This window comes from Dolichospermum flos-aquae CCAP 1403/13F (assembly GCF_012516395.1).
Taxonomy (GTDB): Bacteria; Cyanobacteriota; Cyanobacteriia; order Cyanobacteriales; family Nostocaceae; genus Dolichospermum; species Dolichospermum lemmermannii.
Map to the genome: position 1 here is coordinate 3,008,878 of NZ_CP051206.1, position 19,228 is coordinate 3,028,105.

General features: G+C 37.0%; 20 protein-coding genes and 2 pseudogenes. 10 read left to right on the forward strand and 12 right to left on the reverse strand.

The genetic code is table 11. The features are described from left to right. Positions 1-16: 16 nt before the first annotated feature. From HGD76_RS14555 to HGD76_RS26280, 3 genes are read left to right on the forward strand one after another with little or no spacing between them, the layout of a single operon-like run. A complete protein-coding gene (locus HGD76_RS14555) occupies positions 17-646 on the forward strand; it encodes a general stress protein (protein WP_168696213.1) in 630 nt (209 codons plus the stop codon). Between the two features lie 14 nt (positions 647-660). Then, a complete protein-coding gene (locus HGD76_RS14560) occupies positions 661-1,131 on the forward strand; it encodes a BON domain-containing protein (RefSeq protein WP_168696214.1) in 471 nt (156 codons plus the stop codon). 45 nt (positions 1,132-1,176) lie between these two features. Continuing rightward, the gene (locus HGD76_RS26280; RefSeq protein ID WP_407644782.1) at positions 1,177-1,626 is read left to right on the forward strand and encodes a CsbD family protein; all 450 of its coding nucleotides are present in this window, start codon (positions 1,177-1,179) and stop codon (positions 1,624-1,626) included. Between the two features lie 238 nt (positions 1,627-1,864). On the opposite strand, the gene HGD76_RS14570 is transcribed toward HGD76_RS26280, so the two are convergent. Further along, entirely contained in the window at positions 1,865-2,053 is a 189-nt protein-coding gene (locus tag HGD76_RS14570) for a CPXCG motif-containing cysteine-rich protein (RefSeq protein ID WP_148761195.1), read from the reverse strand. Positions 2,054-2,431: 378 nt separating this feature from the next. On the opposite strand from HGD76_RS14570, the gene galE reads away from it, so the two are divergent. Beyond that, positions 2,432-3,430, forward strand: coding sequence for a UDP-glucose 4-epimerase GalE (galE, locus tag HGD76_RS14575; protein ID WP_168696215.1), 999 nt, complete (start codon positions 2,432-2,434; stop codon positions 3,428-3,430). Positions 3,431-3,527: 97 nt separating this feature from the next. Here the strand turns inward: galE and HGD76_RS26390 are convergent. The 4 genes and pseudogenes from HGD76_RS26390 to HGD76_RS14595 form a co-directional block, all read right to left on the reverse strand. Further along, positions 3,528-3,776 (reverse strand): annotated as a pseudogene (locus HGD76_RS26390) (RelB antitoxin-like protein). A gap of 48 nt (positions 3,777-3,824) precedes the next feature. Then, on the reverse strand, positions 3,825-4,577 hold the full coding sequence (locus HGD76_RS14585) for an HNH endonuclease (RefSeq protein ID WP_168696216.1): 753 nt from the start codon (positions 4,575-4,577) through the stop codon (positions 3,825-3,827). A gap of 64 nt (positions 4,578-4,641) precedes the next feature. Then, the gene (locus HGD76_RS14590; protein ID WP_168696217.1) at positions 4,642-4,986 is read right to left on the reverse strand and encodes a XisI protein; all 345 of its coding nucleotides are present in this window, start codon (positions 4,984-4,986) and stop codon (positions 4,642-4,644) included. Then, positions 4,974-5,390 (reverse strand): XisH family protein, encoded by a 417-nt coding sequence (locus HGD76_RS14595; RefSeq protein ID WP_168696218.1) that lies wholly within the window; start codon positions 5,388-5,390, stop codon positions 4,974-4,976. Before HGD76_RS14595 ends, HGD76_RS14590 begins: the two co-directional genes overlap by 13 nt. A 147-nt stretch (positions 5,391-5,537) precedes the next feature. Between HGD76_RS14595 and acnB the strand changes: the two genes are divergently transcribed. From acnB to HGD76_RS14610, 3 genes are all read left to right on the forward strand, one after another. Continuing rightward, the gene (acnB, locus tag HGD76_RS14600; protein WP_168696219.1) at positions 5,538-8,168 is read left to right on the forward strand and encodes a bifunctional aconitate hydratase 2/2-methylisocitrate dehydratase; all 2,631 of its coding nucleotides are present in this window, start codon (positions 5,538-5,540) and stop codon (positions 8,166-8,168) included. Between the two features lie 186 nt (positions 8,169-8,354). Next, positions 8,355-9,449, forward strand: coding sequence for a DUF262 domain-containing protein (locus tag HGD76_RS14605; protein WP_168634446.1), 1,095 nt, complete (start codon positions 8,355-8,357; stop codon positions 9,447-9,449). Continuing rightward, a complete protein-coding gene (locus HGD76_RS14610; RefSeq protein ID WP_168696220.1) occupies positions 9,446-10,015 on the forward strand; it encodes an MAE_28990/MAE_18760 family HEPN-like nuclease in 570 nt (189 codons plus the stop codon). Before HGD76_RS14605 ends, HGD76_RS14610 begins: the two co-directional genes overlap by 4 nt. Before the next feature lie 261 nt (positions 10,016-10,276). Here HGD76_RS14610 and HGD76_RS14615 read toward each other — a convergent pair whose 3' ends face one another. After that, complete coding sequence (locus HGD76_RS14615; RefSeq protein ID WP_168696221.1) at positions 10,277-11,410, reverse strand: ISAs1-like element ISAsp2 family transposase; 1,134 nt, start codon at positions 11,408-11,410, stop codon at positions 10,277-10,279. A gap of 163 nt (positions 11,411-11,573) precedes the next feature. Here HGD76_RS14615 and HGD76_RS25445 point away from each other — a divergent pair, with 163 nt between their 5' ends. From HGD76_RS25445 to HGD76_RS14630, 3 genes are read left to right on the forward strand one after another with little or no spacing between them, the layout of a single operon-like run. Continuing rightward, positions 11,574-12,269, forward strand: coding sequence for a hypothetical protein (locus HGD76_RS25445; RefSeq protein WP_168696222.1), 696 nt, complete (start codon positions 11,574-11,576; stop codon positions 12,267-12,269). Further along, complete coding sequence (locus HGD76_RS25895; protein WP_407644814.1) at positions 12,241-12,939, forward strand: bluetail domain-containing putative surface protein; 699 nt, start codon at positions 12,241-12,243, stop codon at positions 12,937-12,939. The genes HGD76_RS25445 and HGD76_RS25895 overlap by 29 nt, the downstream gene beginning before the upstream one ends. Before the next feature lie 43 nt (positions 12,940-12,982). Further along, complete coding sequence (locus HGD76_RS14630) at positions 12,983-13,600, forward strand: hypothetical protein (protein ID WP_210967807.1); 618 nt, start codon at positions 12,983-12,985, stop codon at positions 13,598-13,600. 21 nt (positions 13,601-13,621) lie between these two features. On the opposite strand, the pseudogene HGD76_RS25900 reads toward HGD76_RS14630, so the two are convergent. The 6 genes and pseudogenes from HGD76_RS25900 to HGD76_RS14660 all read right to left on the reverse strand — a co-directional run. After that, positions 13,622-13,726, reverse strand: a pseudogene (locus HGD76_RS25900) (helix-turn-helix domain-containing protein); the annotation flags it as partial. A gap of 742 nt (positions 13,727-14,468) precedes the next feature. Continuing rightward, positions 14,469-15,224, reverse strand: coding sequence for a YebC/PmpR family DNA-binding transcriptional regulator (locus HGD76_RS14640; protein WP_168696223.1), 756 nt, complete (start codon positions 15,222-15,224; stop codon positions 14,469-14,471). A 117-nt stretch (positions 15,225-15,341) separates the two neighbouring features. Beyond that, positions 15,342-15,992, reverse strand: coding sequence for a Uma2 family endonuclease (locus HGD76_RS14645; protein WP_168633034.1), 651 nt, complete (start codon positions 15,990-15,992; stop codon positions 15,342-15,344). Positions 15,993-16,029: 37 nt separating this feature from the next. After that, positions 16,030-17,055 (reverse strand): glucokinase, encoded by a 1,026-nt coding sequence (locus HGD76_RS14650; protein ID WP_168696224.1) that lies wholly within the window; start codon positions 17,053-17,055, stop codon positions 16,030-16,032. Between the two features lie 188 nt (positions 17,056-17,243). Continuing rightward, on the reverse strand, positions 17,244-17,891 hold the full coding sequence (locus tag HGD76_RS14655) for a histidine phosphatase family protein (RefSeq protein WP_168696225.1): 648 nt from the start codon (positions 17,889-17,891) through the stop codon (positions 17,244-17,246). 33 nt (positions 17,892-17,924) lie between these two features. Further along, positions 17,925-19,091: a pyridoxal phosphate-dependent aminotransferase gene (locus HGD76_RS14660; RefSeq protein ID WP_168696226.1), complete on the reverse strand. Its 1,167-nt coding sequence runs from the start codon at positions 19,089-19,091 to the stop codon at positions 17,925-17,927. Positions 19,092-19,228 lie beyond the last annotated feature (137 nt).

Genomic DNA, 19,228 nt, shown 5'->3' on the forward strand with positions numbered 1-19,228 from the left:
GTGAAAGGATAAAAAAATGACCTTGATTAATAATAAACGAGCAGTGGGAGTATTTTCTAGTCACGACGAAGTAGAAGATGCTCTAAATGAACTGCGAGATAACGGATTTGCCATGAATCAGGTATCTGTGATTGCTAAACATGATGAAGATCTAAATCAGCGATACCAAATTGGTGAAACACGAGTTCAAGAACCAACAGAAACCCGTGAAATCGGCCATGAAACCACTCATGAAACCACTCGTGTAGAGGAAGGTGCGAAAACTGGAGTCGAGGCAGGAGGAGCGGTTGGGGGGTTGACAGGGTTACTAATTGGGTTAGGAACTCTAGCAATTCCGGGGATTGGTCCAGTTATGTTAGCAGGAGCAGTAGCTACAGCGATCGCTACAACTCTAGCAGGTGGAGCTATCGGAGCAGCAGTTGGTGGTTTAATTGGTAGTTTAGTAGGTTTAGGAATTCCTGAACATCGGGCGCAAATCTACCATGATTATGTAGTTGATGGAGATTATCTAGTAATTGTAGATGGCACAGAGGCGGAAATCCTGAGAGCAGAAACAATTTTCAAGCACAAGGGAATGCGGGAATGGGAAGTTTACAATAGTCCAACCATTAGCCGTTCTGCTAATCCTGTTGTCTCGCGTGTGTAAAAGGGATTGGAAATATGAGAAAAATTACGCTTTTAGTCCTCAGTAGCATTTTGGTTCTGGGAACAGTTGCTTGTGACAATAAAGCCAAAACTAGCAGCAGTGCGCCCGATTCTGCTGAGAAAACTGGTGAAGTTCCCACAGATAAAACAATTTTAGCCAATCAAAAAGACGCAACTAGCCAACTTCGTCGAGATCAACTCAACGCAGATATTCGCGCCCGTGAACAACGCAATAACGTCACTGGAGGGAATGCAACTCGCGCTAATAGTGATCTTGCCAGTGAGGTTCGTTCTAAGTTGGAGGCGAATATTCCCTCTAGTCAATTAACTGTGGCGGCTAAAGATGGAGCAATTGTTGTAGTTGGAAATGTCCAGAATCAAGAACAACTAAATAAAATTAATTCTCTTGCTAAAGAAATCAAGGGTGTAAGAAGCGTCAAAGTTGTAGTCAAAATTGTTCCAGCCGTACCAAATCCAAAACTATAACCGATGACATTTATTAATTAACAACCTATAAATGAGGAAAATTCCATGAATCTATTTTCACAATTTCGCAAGTTTTTTTTCGTCATTAGTTTAGTTCTATTTCTGGGAATTTTCACAGCTTTTACATCTGAGGTTAGTCTCGCTCAGACTCAAATGGCCACAACTATGAATCGAGTCGAAGCCACAACTAAAAATATTGAAGGTAAAGTTCAAGAAACTTTCGGTAATGTCACAGGAAATAAAAAAGACCAATTCATGGGTAAAGCCAAGCAAGCTGAAAGTAAAGTTCGTAATGCAGTCGAAGATATAAAAGATACGAAGTGGCAACCCAACTCAAGAGCAACCAAAAAGATTGAAGCTAAAACTGAAAAAGCCATAGACAATAGTATTGTCAACCCTAATTATCTACCTAGTGGAAAAACTGATGACATAAAAAGTGAATCTCGTAACCCAGCAAATAAAATGAAAGAAGAACTTCGCAATACTTTTAAGTAGTCATTAATTAAAATTTGTAGGTTGGGTTGACGCAAGGAAACCCAACATTTTTGGGATTTGGTAGCTGTAGCTTAACCAGAACTACAATTATTTCTAACACTAATTAATGAATTCACAATTATCCACTTTTTGGAATTTATCCGCCGATCAGATATTTGTGCAGGTACAATCAACTCCACAAGGTTTAACTTTTATCCTCTCTCTTCTTCCGTTTTTTTATGAGGCTGTTCCGAATTATTTAACCATCATATTCGGTATCTATTTCAATATCTAGTGTGTCTTCATCAATCCTGATATACAAAATATTAGGACGGCAACAAACTTGACAATCTTCTATATAGTTTTGTTGCATTCCGGCACTGAAATCAATAAAAGTTACGTTTACTTCTCCACAATAAGCACAATAAAACTCTGATGTATTTTGCATTTTCTATATCTATTTAATAATTTATTTATTTTCCCACACTTTAATATTAAATGATGAAATTGTCAATTGGCTATTTTCTATAATCATTAAAATTATACCAATTTTATATAAAGGTGTGCTAAATAAATTTTATAGCGTGGAGAATCTCTACTCATGCAACTTCTGGACAACAAAGAATAAATTTCATCTTTAAAAGGAAATAATATTAGGCTAAATTAGATTCATACAGGACTTACGCAACTGGCACATTGGTAGGGTGCGTCAGACTGCATAAATCCTGCAAATAAACAGATTTTTGATATCTGACGCACCCTACAACAGATTTTTAGTGTGACACTTGCGTAAGTTCTATAATCAAAGAACCATCAAGGAGAAACTATGTCAGCGGGAAAGCCTAGTATTTTGGTAACGGGGGGAGCAGGATATATTGGTTCTCATACGGTGTTAGCCCTCAAGCAAGCCGGTTATGAGGTGGTAATTCTTGATAACTTGGTGTATGGACATCGGGATTTGGTAGAACAGGTTTTGCGGGTAGAATTGATCGAAGGGGATACAAGCGATCGCCTTTTATTAGATAATCTTTTTCAGAGTCGTAATTTTGCCGCAGTTATGCACTTTTCCGCCTATGCTTATGTAGGTGAATCTGTAACAGATCCCGCTAAATATTACCGTAACAATGTTTTAGGAACGCTGACACTATTAGAATCAATGTTAGCAGCTTCTATTAAGAATTTTGTCTTTTCTTCTACCTGTGCCACCTATGGTGTACCGAATTTTATTCCGATTACAGAAGATCATCCCCAAAATCCCATTAATCCCTATGGGGCAACTAAATTAATGGTAGAAAGGATATTAACTGATTTTGATGTGGCATACAATTTTAAATCAGTGCGTTTCCGCTATTTTAATGCTGCTGGTGCTAACCCCCAAGGATTATTAGGAGAAGATCATCATCCCGAAACCCATTTAATCCCTTTAGTATTACAAACAGCATTAGGTAAACGAGAAGCTATTAGTATTTTCGGAACTGATTATCCTACTCCTGATGGTACTTGTATTCGGGATTATATTCATGTAAATGATTTAGCAGATGCCCATATTTTGGGGTTAGAATATTTATTAAATGGTGGTGAAAGCGAAGTTTTTAACTTAGGAAATGGTAACGGTTTTTCAGTTCGAGAAGTGATTGCTGCGGCGGAAGATGTCACAGGTATGGTAATATCAGTGCAGGAATGCGATCGCCGGATTGGAGATCCTCCAGCCTTAATTGGTACAAGTGAAAAAGCCAGAAAAATCTTGAATTGGCAACCTCAATATCCAGGTATTAAGGATATCGTTTCTCACGCTTGGCAATGGCATAAAACAAGGCATAAATAATTTTTAGTGTAAGGATTAGCTCCCCGATTTCTACGATTGATTCATCACTTATTGATATCACTAAAGGAGAAGTCGGGGATCTTCCGCTCTTGTTGATTCAACTTTCCACATGGTTATTTTTCAGTAATTCTAAATATTTTAAAGCTTCATGTTTAGATAAAATTTCATCAGTTTCTACTTCTTCCATTAGTTTTGTTAATCCATAATTTTATAAAATTTCCTCTATTTGTTCAAATTCAGTCATAGGAATTTGTACAGCAATTGGTTTTTGATTTTGATCTAAAACATAATTCTTATTGTCAGAATCAGGATATCCAGGATTTAAGGATTTACAGGATGGAGTTATTTTTGAGGATGAAAGATTAAGCGATACCTACGGTAAGCTAACACCCAGCTATTGAAGTATATTTTTAAGTTGTTCTATAGTATATGGTGGATTTTTCCGATGTATCATCCCATGACAATTAGGACATACTGGACGTAAATCTTTAATTGGATCAACTTCGTATTCTTGATTAATTTCCGATAAAGGAATTAAATGATGAACATGAATAAAACCTTGACCAATTTCACCATAAACTTTTTCAAAGTTAAACCCACAAACATAACAAGTTATGCCATAATATTCAATACATTGTTTTCGAGCTTGATTACTTCTTTCATAAGCATTAACTGTTACTTGACGAATAAACCCTTCTTTTAAGGTTTGAGTTTCTTCTGTTTCTCTTACTTCATCAGGAAATAATAGGATATCATCTATTACACTAACAGAATCGAAAAAGTATTCAAAATCTAGTTTTGGATTATTTAAAATATTACAAACTAAATCATATATTTCTTCTTCAGGATATGCTTTAAATCCATCATAAATTTCTTTTTCAACACGCCATAAATCTCTTTGCCACCAACCTTTACGACTGTTTTCATGATAAGGATCAAAAGCATCTCTAAAATTTTTAAGTGTATTAGATGAAATTTCAAGCATAGAACCAATTTTCTGATGTGTTTCCCCTTTGTTACCAAGTCCTAATCTCTGATAACTATCTTTATCAAATCTTGAAAGATAATAACCTACTATATAAGCATAGGGACAATTACAATCACTAAATGAATCTATCAGGCTATCCCAATTATCAGGTTTTTTCATTATTCACAACTCCTTTTGATTATCAAAAATATTGTGTTTAACTATTATAACCCAAATATTCAACCTAAGCGACTGCAAACTCTGTAAACTTGCGAGTTTCAGGATCATGAAAAGCTAAAACAATATCCTCTTGTGGTACACCTTCCCTTAATAACTCAGTTGCAATACCTTCCTCAGTCCAATCTTCTTCAATGTAAATTTTCTCATTTTTAATTCTGACATAAACAGTAATACCTCTAACTTTGTGATCATTATGCCAACCTGTTTGAAACCAAAGATATTGATCTCTTTGTTCATCAAAAGCTAGAATACTATCAACACCATCAGGATTAGGCGTTTGTGATGCTAATTGCTCATATTCATTCAGAATTTTCTGGATCACATTGCGATATTGATTTAATTTATCCATTGAATTATCTCCTCCTTATTCAAATCAACAACTATTAACTTTAAGTCATTTTCTTCCATGATGAACGAAATCGCTTTTTGCAGAAAAAAAGATTGATAAATACTGCGACTTACCCCTAAATAAATTGTTACTTTAGGAAGAATAACTTTTAACAAGGTACGATAAATAATATATTGCCCTAAAGCTGTTTCAAATTCACGCATGGGGGAACGACCAATAAAACTTTTAATTTCTACAATAATTTGTTGTCCATTGCGTTCAATTTCTAAAGTTCTATCAGCTAATAAATCAGCAAATAATTGTATCTCCTCATATTTAATAGTATAAGGATCACGAATAATCATCCAACCATCTTTAATCAAGGCATTTTTAATTGCTTCATGGTAAGTATCCCTAGCTGACATAAAAATTAAATTCAGAAAAATTTTAATAATCTGATCATAAACTATAAACTGTCTATTTCTGACAAATTCGTTTACCAGTAACTCCTGTAACAATTCCCTTACAATAAAATAAAGAAAGCAAGACATTACAGGATCACAATCTAAACCATGCTACAAGAATATCGTCAACAGGTTGCCGAACGCGCTCAACTGGGTATTCCTCCCTTACCATTAGACGCACAACAAACATCAGCATTGTGTGAATTACTGAAAAATCCACCCACAGGCGAAGAAGAGTTATTATTAAATTTATTACGCGATCGCATTCCCCCTGGAGTAGATCAAGCTGCTTATGTAAAAGCTGGATTTCTGACTGCGATTGCTAAAGGAGAAATTACCAGCCCCTTAGTTTCTCCAGTTGATGCAGTAGAATTACTGGGAACTATGATTGGTGGTTACAATGTTCAATCCTTAATTGATTTACTCCAAGTTTCCAGCACCTCTGTATCAACTTCTTCAGAAACACCCTTGGTAATGGGAGGAGAAGGAAGAGAACAAATCGCCGCTTATGCAGCCAACGCCCTCAGCAAAATTATGTTGGTGTATGATGCTTTCCATGATGTTTTGGAATTGTCCAAAACCAACCCCTACGCCAAACAAGTGGTAAACTCTTGGGCAGAAGCAGAATGGTTTACGTTGCGTCCCACATTACCAGAATTTATCACCGTTACGGTTTTCAAAGTTCCCGGAGAAACCAACACCGACGACTTATCACCCGCAACCCACGCTACAACCAGACCAGATATTCCTTTACACGCTTTGGCGATGTTGGAAACTCGTCAACCGGGAAGTTTAGAAACCATTGCAGAGTTAAAGAAAAAAGGATTTCCCGTTGCTTACGTTGGTGATGTCGTGGGTACAGGTTCTTCTCGCAAGTCTGCAATCAATTCTGTATTATGGCATTTGGGCAATGATATTCCCTTTGTGCCAAACAAACGGGCGGGAGGTTATATTTTAGGAAGTGCGATCGCTCCCATCTTTTTTAACACAGCCGAAGATGCCGGTGCATTACCCATTCAATGCGATGTCAGCAAAATGGCAACCGGTGACGTAATTACCATTTATCCCTACAAAGGAACTGTTCTCAACGCCGCAGGAGAAGTAATTTCCACCTTCAGCCTCAAACCTGACACCATTTTAGACGAAGTTCGCGCAGGTGGACGCATTCCCCTACTAATTGGACGTACCCTCACCGATAAAACCCGTCTAGCATTGGGTTTAGCGCCCAGCACATTATTTATCCGTCCCCAAGCCCCAGTGGACACCGGCAAAGGCTACACATTGGCGCAGAAAATGGTCGGGAAAGCCGCTGGTTTGCCTGGAGTACGTCCGGGGACATCTTGCGAACCAATCATGACTACAGTGGGTTCTCAGGACACTACAGGCCCAATGACCAGAGACGAATTGAAAGAACTCGCTTGTTTAGGTTTCAGTGCAGACTTAGTAATGCAAAGTTTCTGTCATACAGCCGCATATCCCAAACCTGTGGATATTAAAACCCACCAAGAATTACCCGACTTTATCTCCTCCCGTGGTGGTGTGGCGTTGCGTCCTGGTGATGGTATCATTCATTCTTGGCTAAACCGGATGTTATTACCCGACACCGTAGGAACAGGAGGAGATTCCCATACTCGCTTCCCCTTGGGTATATCCTTTCCTGCGGGTTCGGGTTTAGTAGCGTTTGCTGGTGCTTTGGGTGTCATGCCTTTGGATATGCCAGAATCAGTTTTGGTCAGATTTACAGGGGAATTACAACCAGGAATAACGCTGAGGGATGTTGTCAATGCCATTCCTTATGTGGCTATGCAAAAAGGTTTGTTAACTGTCGAGAAGCAGAACAAGAAAAATGTTTTCTCTGGCAAGATTTTGGAAATTGAAGGTTTACCAAATTTGAAAGTTGAACAAGCTTTTGAATTAACCGACGCTTCCGCAGAACGTTCTTGTGCTGGTTGTACAATTAAATTAAGCGAAGAAACAATTGCGGAATATTTACGTTCCAATATTGCCCTTTTAACTAATATGGTAGCCCGGGGTTATAGTGATGCCAGAACTATTATGCGCCGGGTGGCAAAAATGCAAGAATGGTTAGATCATCCAGTATTATTATCTGCTGACGCTGATGCCGAATATGCAGAAATAATTGAAATTGATTTAAGCCAAATCACAGAACCAATTGTTGCTGCTCCCAATGACCCAGATAATGTTAAGTTATTATCGGCAGTTGCCAATGATCCTGTACAAGAAGTTTTTGTGGGTTCTTGTATGACAAATATCGGCCATTATCGAGCAACTGCGAAGGTTTTAGAAGGTGCAGGAGATGTAAAAGCGCGGTTGTGGATTGCACCTCCTACAAGAATGGATGAACACCAATTAAAGGCGGAAGGTGTGTATGATGTTTTCGTGGCTGCAAAGGCGAGAACTGAGATACCAGGATGCAGTTTATGTATGGGAAATCAGGCGCGAGTTGATGATAATACAACTGTGTTTTCTACCTCGACTCGTAACTTCAATAATCGCATGGGTAAAGGCGCTCAAGTGTATTTAGGTTCGGCGGAATTAGCAGCGGTTTGTGCATTATTGGGAAGGCTTCCTAATGTGCAGGAATATTTGGATATTGTGGCAGAAAGAATTCATCCTTTTGCTGATGATTTGTATCGCTATTTGAACTTTGATCAAATTGCCGGTTTTGAGAATGAAGGGAGGGTGATTAGTAAGGAGGAACAGGCGGCTTTGGTATAATGTAATTGGGGTGAGTCTTGATGACTCACCTTGATTTTAAGAAGTTTATATTTAATCTAATTGTTAAGATTTTTTACTCTATCTAAATTAAGCTATTTCAGTGATAAAGTGATAAAATGTAGTTATACTAACTCATTTAATCAACAAATCTCTAATTTTAAACGTTAACGAAAAAGATTGTCAACTATGGTAAATCAACTAGAAATTACAGATCAACGCAAAGAAAATGCTGAAGCGGAAATTCGTGACAAAACAAAGCGTGTTGACTACAACACCTTAGAATATCCTATCGAAGTAATTGTGCAAAAATATTTAGATGGGGAGAAGGAAGATGAAAATGAATTGTTTATTCCAGATTATCAACGAGAAATAGCTTGGGATGAAGATAGACAATCAAAATTCATTGAATCTGTGATGTTAGGTTTACCAATCCCTTATATTTTTGTTGCGGATATATCAAGTACAGAAGATTTAGCACGATTAGAAATTATAGATGGTACACAACGTATTCGGACTTTAGCTAAGTTCATTAACAATGAGCTTAGATTACAAAATCTAAATAAATTAGAAAGCCTCAATGGGTTTACTTTTCAAGATTTACCGCTACCACGTCAAAGACGTTTTAACAGAACTACCATGAGAATGATTCAATTAACCGAACATTCAGGTGAAGAAATTAGAAGGGATATTTTTGAGAGACTTAATACTGGTAGTGTTCAATTGAATGAAATGGAGAAACGCAGAGGATCTCGACCAGGAAAGTTTTTGGATATAATCGAAGAGTTATCAAAATATCAACAATTTCGAGATTTATGTTCTTTTACTCCAACTCAGATAAATAAGAGAGATCCCCAAGAATTTGTTCTCCGGTTTTTTGCATTTCTGAATAATTATGAAAATTATCCTGGGAAAAGTGATATTCATAAATTTTTGGATGATTATTTAGAGCAAGAGAATAAGTCTGAAACATTAGATATTAATGCAGCTAAAAATGAATTTTATTTAATGTTAAATTTTGTTCAAAAGTATTTTTCTGATGCTTTACATACCTATATCAAAATAAAAAAATCCTATGAACCTACAACTAGAATTAAGTTTGAATCAATTACTGTAGGTATTGCTTTAGCGTTAAGAATAAATCCAGATATAGTTCCCAATTCAATTGAGTTTTTAAACTCTAAAGAATTTAAAGATTATACCAATTCTAATGCGAGTAGTTCTAAAAACAAAGTAATTAATCGTATTTATTATGTTCGTGATCAGCTTTTAGGTAATTCATGAGAAGTACATTATTTGAAGATTTTGATAAACGCGCTCAAGAAGTAAGACGATATTTTATATTCTTGAAAAATTTAGAGCAAGGTTCAATTCAATTAAGTATGGGTAATACAAACAATACAAAAATCAAACCGATAAACAATGATTTAGAAAAAACTCTTAAAGCAACAGGATTTTTGTTACTATATAATCTAGTTGAATCTACAATGCGTAATGCAATTGAAACAATATTTGATGAATTAAAAACTAAAAATATTTCTTTCGATGATGTAAGAGACGAAATTAAAAAGATTGTTATTGATAATCTAAAAGATAAAGATAATAAATCTACTAAAGATATTTTAGTTACAGTTCAAAATATTTCGGTTGATATCATATCAGCTACTTTTAATAGAGATAGATTATTTTCAGGAAATATTGATGGACAAAGAATCAAAGATATAGCCGAAATGTATGGATTTTCATATAAGACTAATGCTAGAAAAACTGGAAATGGTAAGGATTTACAACGAATTAAAGATCATAGAAAAGACTTAACACATGGTTTTAAGCAGGGGAAACGCATCTAAATTATCTTGACAGAATACTATATTAGTGCATCAATATGGGAAAATATCTAACTTCATTCAAAATCTGATAAATTCCTTTATTAAAATTATAAAAATTTCATAAATTTAGAGTAATTATTTATTTTTAATGATGGATTTATTTTGTTCAGTTCTATATATTAATATCTATATTTTTTGGCATCAAAAATATAGATTCTATTGTAGAATCAACAGAAAAATAAATTGGTTATATTTATATTTGTCTATATTTTCTGATTTTTATCAGATACATTCTAAAATCTTCTCTAAATATTCATCATCCCATCCTGCACAAAACTGCTTACTTTTAGTTCCTAGTTTTTGGCTTTTTTCTTTTCCTAAAAGATTAACTGCTATATGACGAATAACTGCAAAGTTTTGTGGTGCATTATCCTTTCTTATCCGACAATCATCTTCTCTAAAAGCTACATCTAAAACCCAGTGTAATGAATTCTCTATACCCCAATGAGTGCGGACTGATTCTCCTAGTAATTTCGCATTATTTGTCAAACTACTTATATAATAGCCTGTCTCAACCTTCGTTTTTCCATTAACTTTTCGTATATATTCTACCATTCCTACACTTTGAAGATTTACCCATTTCTTATCAGTATCTATTCTTTCTTCTATGTCTGATAACATGAGATAATGACGAATCTCTTCTCTTCCATGTTTGTCTTCTTTTGTATGAAATTCACTATATTTGAATCCCTCAAACCCTTTAGATATAGCTTCTTTGAAGATTTCTCCTACATTCTTATATAAATTACCTTGATTCTTTTTGAGTGCGATAATATATTCGCCTGATTTTTCTGCAATTGATTTTACTATCTCTTTTTGACACCCCATCGCATCAATCGTTACTAAACATCCGGCTATATCTAATACTTTAATTAATTCCGGTATGGCTGTTATTTCATTTGACTTTTCTTCTACTTTACATTGTCCTAATACTAATTTATTACTAGTTGCCCATGCACTTACCATGTGAATCGCACCTTTATCCTTTCCTTTATCATATGAATGCCTTAATGTTTTCCCATCTATTGCTATGACTTCTCCTTCTGTAATTTTATTGATAGATTTTATCCAACTCAAAAAACAATTCTGAAATTGTTGCGGATCTATTCTCGCAAATACTCTGGCGAATGTATCATGAGATGGAATCCCGTTTGGAAGTTCTAAAAATTGTTTTAGCCATTTTTCTTTCTTTTTTCCATAAGCCTCCATCAATACCCAACTATCTACTCCACAGATCACTGCACAAATCGCAATGGTTACTATATCTATTAATTTATGCCTTTTTGTTCTCTCAACTCTTTTATCTTCTAAATCTTTAAAGTGATCTACTATTGTGATTTTTGGTGGTAGCTTCATTTTGTGAATTTTGTCTCTTTAGTTTTATTGAGAATACCACTTCAACTCATTTTATTGATTCTTATAGAAACGAATTTACCATCAAATTTTCTTCATACTCATTTATTGGCTTGATATTAACATGGTAATACTGCCCTTTTTATCTATTCATAGAAGTTACATTTTGTCAAAAAAAATTAGATGCGTTTCCCCTGGGATTCTCTCTACTGGTGATGATGACCAACTAATTGCCTCGGACAATGAAAGCTATGTTGATATTAATGTACTTCCCTCTAATGGCCGAGCTGGCTTGCTTCAAGGGTTTTTGGGGAATGCAGATGGTATCATTTCCAATGAATTTACTCTGCGTAGTGGGACTCTATTAAGCTCCAATCCAACTTGGGAACAAATACATGGAGTATGGGCTGAAAGCTGGCGAGTTCTTGAGAGTGAATCTCTGTTTACAACGCCTCCACCCTTCCAGGGAAATCCTTCTAAAATTACACTAAGCGACTTATCTCCAAAAGATGTACAAGACGCTAAAGATATTGGTATCAAACTGGGTTTACCTGATGCCGCCTTAAATGCTGCTGCCTTAGACTATGCCCTAACCAAAGATATAGCATTTCTGAACAATGCGGCTAACCTATTCTCGCCGAAGTTCAGTATCAGTAGTTCTTCTATAGCAGAGGGAGATAAAGATAGCTCAAGCGTACGCTTATTTGTGCAATTATCGACTTCCAGTCAAAGGACTGTGACCGTAGATTATGCCACCCAGGATGGTACTGATCTGAGGTTCAGATTATACTGCGACCAGTGGCACATTAACTTTTCTTCCAGGTACCACTGCTCTGACTCTAGATATCCCCATTTTGGGTGATACAAATATAGAATCTGATGAAAGTTTCTTGGTAAACCTGACTAATCCTTACGGAGCCATTTTCACCACCAGTCAAAGCACTATCAACATCTTGAATGATGATTTAAATTTAGTTCCCATATTCGCAGGTACTAGTAGTAATGATGTTTTTACAGGCGGTGATGGCAATGACATTATCAATGGGGAAGGCGGCGACGATAACCTAAATGGTGGTGCGGGCGATGACACCCTTAATGGTGGACCGGGCAAGGATGTCCTGACTGGTGGTTCGGGCAAGGATATTTTTGTCTACAACAACTTCACCGACTCACTGTTTGCTAATCCAGATCGCATTCGCAGTTTTAATCCCAGTGAAGGCGATCGCATAGACTTAGCGAATGTTCCCACCGCCACCTTCAACGCGGGCAATATCTCCGCCCTCAATTTAACGGCTGCTGTTATTGCTGCCTATGCTGATGCCGATCCAACGGTTGTTGGAGCGCAGGCATTAGCCGTTAATCAGGCCGTGTTCTTTAGCTTTGGGGCAACTGCCTCCACAAGACGAACCTATCTTGCTGTCAACGATAGCAGTCCTGACTATAATTCAGGGAACGATCTTTTCATTGAAGTAACAGGAATAGTTGGAACCTTACCCTCTGGGTCTTTGGCATCTCAGAGCTATTTTATCTAAACTCATCGTAAATGAAGACTCTTAAACTCTTTTTATAATGAATATGCACAATAAAATCGACTTCGCCAACTATCGTCCGATTCTTACCCTGGGTCTAGCCACTTCTGCGTCTCTGGGGATTATGTCCATGTTTCCTAGTCAAGCAACAGCTATTAACTTGACAGGAGCTTTTGCACCGAGTAACTGGACGTTGACCAACACTGAGGCTGACGGATCAGTGGATACTGATGTCTCATCGGGTACAATTATTCTTACTGGGGGTAATAACGGAAGCAACTTACCAGGTACTACAGATTGGACGATTTCCATTAATTCAGCCAGAGCGGGTAACATTAGCTTTAACTGGGGCTATTCTACCTTGGACACTCCTGGATTTGACTCAGCAGGGTATCTTCTGAATGGAAATTATACACCATTGGCTATCAAAGATGGAGACTTCAGTACTTCACCCGTTTCTGTCAATGTCAATATTAATGATATCTTTGGTTTTCGAGCAGCGACTTCCAGTAATAGCGATGGACCGCCTGTACTTAGCGTATTTGTTGATCGTCCCCCTGTCGCTGTCCCGTGGGAAACAGATGCCCTGCCTATTGTAGGTAGCACTCTTCTGTTTGGTATTGGGATTTGGAAAAAATATAAATCCTCGAATTCTACTTGGTAATTTTTCTACTTGTTTGCAACTAGCCAGTGCATCATTCCAAACCACGCGAACACAACCAAACAATTGAGCTAAAAGCTTTTGCTGTTGGTCTGTCGGGTAGAAACGGAATTGATATCTGGCTTTCATCGTTAATGCTATAATTGGACTGTAAGTAGAACGGCTTGAATAATTCAAAGTTTGTAGTGAGGAATTTATTCCTCATTTGAGGGCTGAAGCCCTTACTACGAAATCATCTCCAGATTTTTTACATTACTTAATCTACTTTGATTTATTTTCGTCTACTTACTTAAATTAATTATATATTGGTCTTGTATCCCGTCTTTTCGGTCAGAAGAAAGAACGACGGAGAACGTAAAAAGTGCTTGATTTTTTAATTGATACACATACCATAGATAGATGATTTTCAGTATTAATTCCGGTAAATTAACCAACTATGGTAAACACTTGGTATATATGGGCTTGGTAAATCGCCAAGCCTTTTTTATAAGGAAGAACGCCGAAAACCCTTGAAAATGTGGCTTCCTGAGTCAGCCACATTTGGGCTTTAGACAAGGGCTGAAGGCTAGAGGCTTTCCTTTATCCTGCATTGACGTTAATTTGAAAATTTGAAATTATTTCAAATTTTCATCCATATTCGTGATAGAATTAAATTGTCACTAAAGACATAAAAAGCTACCGAGGGACTCTCGGAAAGTTACGCTTGTCAGATATGATTTCGCCCGCCAGGGCAAACGAAATCAGGGCAAGAACCCAAATATTTAAGGAACCCTGCCTGAAACTGGGATAACTGAGGGATATAGACTGAAACTCTCTATAGAATCTCCGCGTCTTTAGACCGGAGAGTGTCAAGAAATTTAATGGTTTAGCCCTAATTCATCATTAATTCCATTAAACCATCAGCCATGTCAAAATTAGCTGTCACATTTTGAACATCATCTAACCCTTCTAGTGTATCAATTAATTTAAGAAGAGATTTAGCCTGATCTACATCTGTAACTTCTACCTGATTACCAGGAAGCCAACGTAATTCTATATCTGTGACTTTAAAACCTTTTGTTTGTAATGTTTGACTGAGTTTCTCTAAATTCCCTATGGCTGTAAATACCTCAACTGTTTCCTCGGCAATCATTTCATAAGACTGGGCATTTCCTTCTAAGGAAGCTTCTAAAAGCTGTTCTTCATCAATTACACCCTCAACTACACAAACTCCTTTTTGGGAAAACATCCAACTTACACAACCTGTTTCTCCCAAGTTTCCGCCATTTTTGCTAAAAGAGACGCGCAAATCCGCCGCAGTCCGATTTCGGTTATCTGTGAGGGCTTCAATTAAAATTGCGACACCACCAGGACCATAACCTTCATAGCGAATTTCTTCGAGGATGTTGTTATCACTGAAAGTACCTGCACCTTTAGCTACTGCCCTATCAATATTATCATTAGGAATGCCCGCAGCTTTGGCTTTATCAATGGCTGTGCGGAGTTGAAAATTACCTGCTGGATCTGGTATACCATTTCTTGCCGCAACAATTATTGCCCGTGATAGTTGGGTAAATATACTTCCCCTTCTGGCATCTACTACGGCTTTCTGACGTTTAATATTTGCCCATTTACTATGTCCTGCCATAATTAAAAAAATATTTATTCTCTATTCAAACATAAAATATCTAGGAATTATACATTATCTTTGAAAAATTCTCAGTAGTGTATGGTAAACATTGCCCACCCTACCTATAGTTTTTATTTAGATGTGCTGAAATTGGCTTAACAACCAAGCACAAACTTGACTATGATCCATTTGTCGAGTTTTTCTTAATGCTTCATTTAGTAGAGAAATTTGTAACCCTGGTAATACTTGAGATTCACCAATTCTTTTACTGCCACCATTTTCAATCATAAAAGGGATAACCTGGACATTCTGCACATCGAGTACCCAATATTCGGCTACACCTAAATCTTCATACATCAGGCGTTTTTCCCCTTGATCATCAGCTAGGGAACTACTCGCAACTTCAATTACTAAATCTGGTATGGGATAAATATCTAAATTAACAATGGAAGTTCCATAGGGAATAGCATTTGCTTTTTCAGCAATGTAATAAGAAACATCTGGTTGGACTTCTTGAAATCCTATTTTTCTGTATGTACAATTATCTTTGCTATTAAACTTAATTCCCTTCATAGTCGCAAATAGATTAACAGCAAAAATAATAATACTATGGTCGCTGGCATGATCATTTCCGATTGGTGGCATTTCTATCCTCATTTTTCCATTGTGATAATAGCCTTTGGCTTTTTGATGGGCATAATTTTCAGTAACTTGAATATATTCATCCCAAGTTGCTGTTATCCAAGTGTTAGTTAGTAATTGGGTTGACACTTCAGTGATTATCATCTTTTGGTACTCCTGAATATTTCACTGTTCTTGCTATTTATAACCTAGAGGCAGACAAAGCTGCACCAATTAATCCAACTTGTTGATTAAGAATTATATGCACGGGTATTTCTTCCAGTAAAGAACCCATTCTCCCTTTTTGGGTAAAATTCGTGAGGAAACTACCATTTTGCATTAAAGGGAGGATTTTGGGAGCGATACCACCGGCAATGTATAATCCGCCATAGGGTAGGAGTTTGAGGGCTAGATTGCCGGCTTCTGCACCGTAGGCTTCTACAAATAATTGCATGGTTTGTTCGGAAAGGCGATCGCTTTTTTCCAGCGCCGCACTCCCAATAAATGCCCCAGGATCAATGGTTTTTTCGGCTTTTCCGGCTTCTTGTTCCCAAGTTCTGACTGCTTGGGCAATTTCTGGTGATTCGGTGGCTATTTTCCTATCTCGTAAAAATTGGTAAATGGAGGTAATTCCTAACCCGGAAACCACTCTTTCTACAGAAACTCGTTGAATATTATGTTTATCTACCAGATATTTCAACAGTTGAAATTCTAACTCATTCCGGGGGGCAAAATCTGCGTGTCCACCCTCGGAAGGAAAGACTTGATATTGATTTTCCTGTTTAATCAAAAATCCCTGGCCTAATCCAGTTCCTGCACCGATTACAGCCATTGGTGCTGCTGGTTGATATTTACCAACTTGTAAAGTTAGTAAATCCTGTTTTGTTAACCCAAAAATGCCATAACCAACAGCCGCAAAGTCATTAATTAGGGAAATTGACAAAATACCCAATTCTTGAGTTAACCGATTTGTATCGAGAAACCAGGCTAAATTGGTCAACTTGGCGGTGTTTTCTACTACTGGTCCAGCGATCGCAAAACAAGCCTTTTCTGGTGTGCTAGAATTAGCTGTACTCAAAAACTTTTGCACTATAGGAACTAAATCAGGAAAATCTCCACTGCGGAAACTTTCCTCATACAGAGTTTTTAACTCTAGTGTTTCCGAAAGTTCCACCAAACGCAAAATAGTTTTTGTTCCGCCTATGTCTCCGGCCAGTAGCAATGTCATAAAATTTATCAGTTAGTAAGTTACTTTTGCCCAGTTGTAGCGATATGCACTTGAATGAGATACAGAATCTACAGTAAAAGCCATAAGTTAAAAGTCTCTTAACTCCTGACTCCTGACTCGGTGACTCCTGACTCGGTGACTCCTGCTATAGCGTCAGTGGCGATTTAGAGAAAATCCCCATTAAATATTTACACAAATCGCACCAATTCTTCAATTTTTGTCAAATGGGATGTATCTCCCTTTAGTTCTAGCAACCATTCTGAATCTTGACGGACAACTTTTACCAAAGAACATAGAGAAGCTTTGACTTCATTTTTGGCTATGTCACCCACAAATCCCATTGCTGCACCCAAGACAGACGCGCCATGTGCCACCAATAGGATATCATGGGGGAAGAATTCAGTAGACAGACATCTGGCAGTTTGCGCCGAACGTTCCCGCACTTTTTCATGAGTTTCCGGGTATTTTGCGGCTATACGTGATGTGTAACTGGTATCAATTCTGGGAAATAATTTGACTAAAACTGAAGTTGAGAGTTTTTCGGGTTCTTCAGTCATCCATTCGGGGTTAAGCCATTCACTCAAACCCATTTCTAGTTTAATAGATAAATCCAAAACTTCAGCGATCGCATTCGCAGTTTGGATAGTTCGCAAAAATGGAGAAGCAAAAATATGGGTGATTCTTTCCCCTTTGAGTCGTTTTGCTAACTGCTGCGCCTGAATCATACCATCATCGGACAAAGGTGGATCATACCGTCTTTCGGCGGTCAGAAACCAATCGGGATATACGAAATCAAGGCGGTTAGCGTGTCTTGCTATCCAAACTATTTGACTCATGGAGAAATACAAGTGTTAATTTTTGTTATGCGATTATAATACGATAGTTTGCAAACCTTTGACTAATCTTTCTATACCTGCTTTAGCTGTATCTGCTGGTAACGCACCATAAGCAACCCGCAAATAACAGCCATCTTCCATCCCAAAGGTTGTTCCCGGAATTACCGCTATTTTATATTCTTGAATCAGTTTTTTCACTAATTCCAAATCGTTCATTCTTGTATGCACTTTTATGAAAAAGTAAAATGCACCATTAGCGGGTGCAATTGTACATAAATTTTCCAGAGATTGCAATGCGTTAATTACTATTTCTCGAACTTTAGCAATTGTCCCAATATGATCTTTTAAATAATCATCTTTTGCTTGTAAAGCCCCTAAAGCTGCATATTGAGAAACCACAGGTGGACAAATTAAAATGGTATCTTGGACTTTTTTCACAGCAATTAATAAATGTTGAGGAATTACCATATAACCAATTCGCCAACTAGCAAAACCATAAGCTTTCGACAAACTAAAAAGAGAAATTGTATATTGATTACTGCCCGTAAATGCCCCCGGAGAAATATGTTTTACATGATCATAAGTAAAATATTCATAAGCTTCATCACTAATATGATAAATTCCCCTTTCTCGACAAATTTCATTAACTTGTTTTAATGCTGTCTCTGAATAAATCACACCCGTCGGATTATTTGGAGAAATCGTCACTACTGCACGGGTTTTATTTGTAATTGCTGCGTTTATAGCTTCAGGAATTAATTGATAATTTGCATCTGTGGCAACTAATACCGGATGACAACCTGCCATTTTAATCGCCATTTCATGATTGAAATAGTAGGGAGTGTTCAAGATAATTTCATCACCAGGAGAAGTAATTGCTAAAATAGCATTTATAAACCCCATATTGCTACCTGCTGTCACCACAATAGCATTTTCTTCATTGATATCAATATCATTAAATATTGATAACTTTGCCGTTAAAGCTGTTAATAATTCAGGAATCCCGACAACAGCTTGATAAAGATGATTTTTAGGTTCAGCAAGGAACTTTGGTAATAATTCCATTGCTGTATCTGGTGGTTGATAGTGAACCACACCTTGTCCTAAAGAAATTGTTCCTGGAGAGTTTTTTATTAATTCTCCCACCACCGGAATAATTGGCGATTGAATCGCTTCCATTCGTGATAATTTATAATTCATAACTCTTAAAAATGTATATGTAGGATTCTATTCCAGAGTATCACCATTTATCTAATTTTTTAAAGTAAGTAGGTGAACACAATAAAACCAAACTGTGTAAGAGGATGTTTGAAAAGTGGTATTCCGTAATTTTCATC

Coding starts and splice junctions, on each gene's coding strand:
- HGD76_RS14555 (WP_168696213.1), top strand. CDS start 17: ATGACCTTGATTAATAATAAACGAGCAGTGGGAGTATTTTCTAGTCAC.
- HGD76_RS14560 (WP_168696214.1), top strand. CDS start 661: ATGAGAAAAATTACGCTTTTAGTCCTCAGTAGCATTTTGGTTCTGGGA.
- HGD76_RS26280 (WP_407644782.1), top strand. CDS start 1,177: ATGAATCTATTTTCACAATTTCGCAAGTTTTTTTTCGTCATTAGTTTA.
- HGD76_RS14570 (WP_148761195.1), bottom strand. CDS start 2,053: ATGCAAAATACATCAGAGTTTTATTGTGCTTATTGTGGAGAAGTAAAC.
- galE (WP_168696215.1), top strand. CDS start 2,432: ATGTCAGCGGGAAAGCCTAGTATTTTGGTAACGGGGGGAGCAGGATAT.
- HGD76_RS14585 (WP_168696216.1), bottom strand. CDS start 4,577: ATGAAAAAACCTGATAATTGGGATAGCCTGATAGATTCATTTAGTGAT.
- HGD76_RS14590 (WP_168696217.1), bottom strand. CDS start 4,986: ATGGATAAATTAAATCAATATCGCAATGTGATCCAGAAAATTCTGAAT.
- HGD76_RS14595 (WP_168696218.1), bottom strand. CDS start 5,390: ATGTCAGCTAGGGATACTTACCATGAAGCAATTAAAAATGCCTTGATT.
- acnB (WP_168696219.1), top strand. CDS start 5,538: ATGCTACAAGAATATCGTCAACAGGTTGCCGAACGCGCTCAACTGGGT.
- HGD76_RS14605 (WP_168634446.1), top strand. CDS start 8,355: ATGGTAAATCAACTAGAAATTACAGATCAACGCAAAGAAAATGCTGAA.
- HGD76_RS14610 (WP_168696220.1), top strand. CDS start 9,446: ATGAGAAGTACATTATTTGAAGATTTTGATAAACGCGCTCAAGAAGTA.
- HGD76_RS14615 (WP_168696221.1), bottom strand. CDS start 11,410: ATGAAGCTACCACCAAAAATCACAATAGTAGATCACTTTAAAGATTTA.
- HGD76_RS14630 (WP_210967807.1), top strand. CDS start 12,983: ATGCACAATAAAATCGACTTCGCCAACTATCGTCCGATTCTTACCCTG.
- HGD76_RS14640 (WP_168696223.1), bottom strand. CDS start 15,224: ATGGCAGGACATAGTAAATGGGCAAATATTAAACGTCAGAAAGCCGTA.
- HGD76_RS14645 (WP_168633034.1), bottom strand. CDS start 15,992: ATGATAATCACTGAAGTGTCAACCCAATTACTAACTAACACTTGGATA.
- HGD76_RS14650 (WP_168696224.1), bottom strand. CDS start 17,055: ATGACATTGCTACTGGCCGGAGACATAGGCGGAACAAAAACTATTTTG.
- HGD76_RS14655 (WP_168696225.1), bottom strand. CDS start 17,891: ATGAGTCAAATAGTTTGGATAGCAAGACACGCTAACCGCCTTGATTTC.
- HGD76_RS14660 (WP_168696226.1), bottom strand. CDS start 19,091: ATGAATTATAAATTATCACGAATGGAAGCGATTCAATCGCCAATTATT.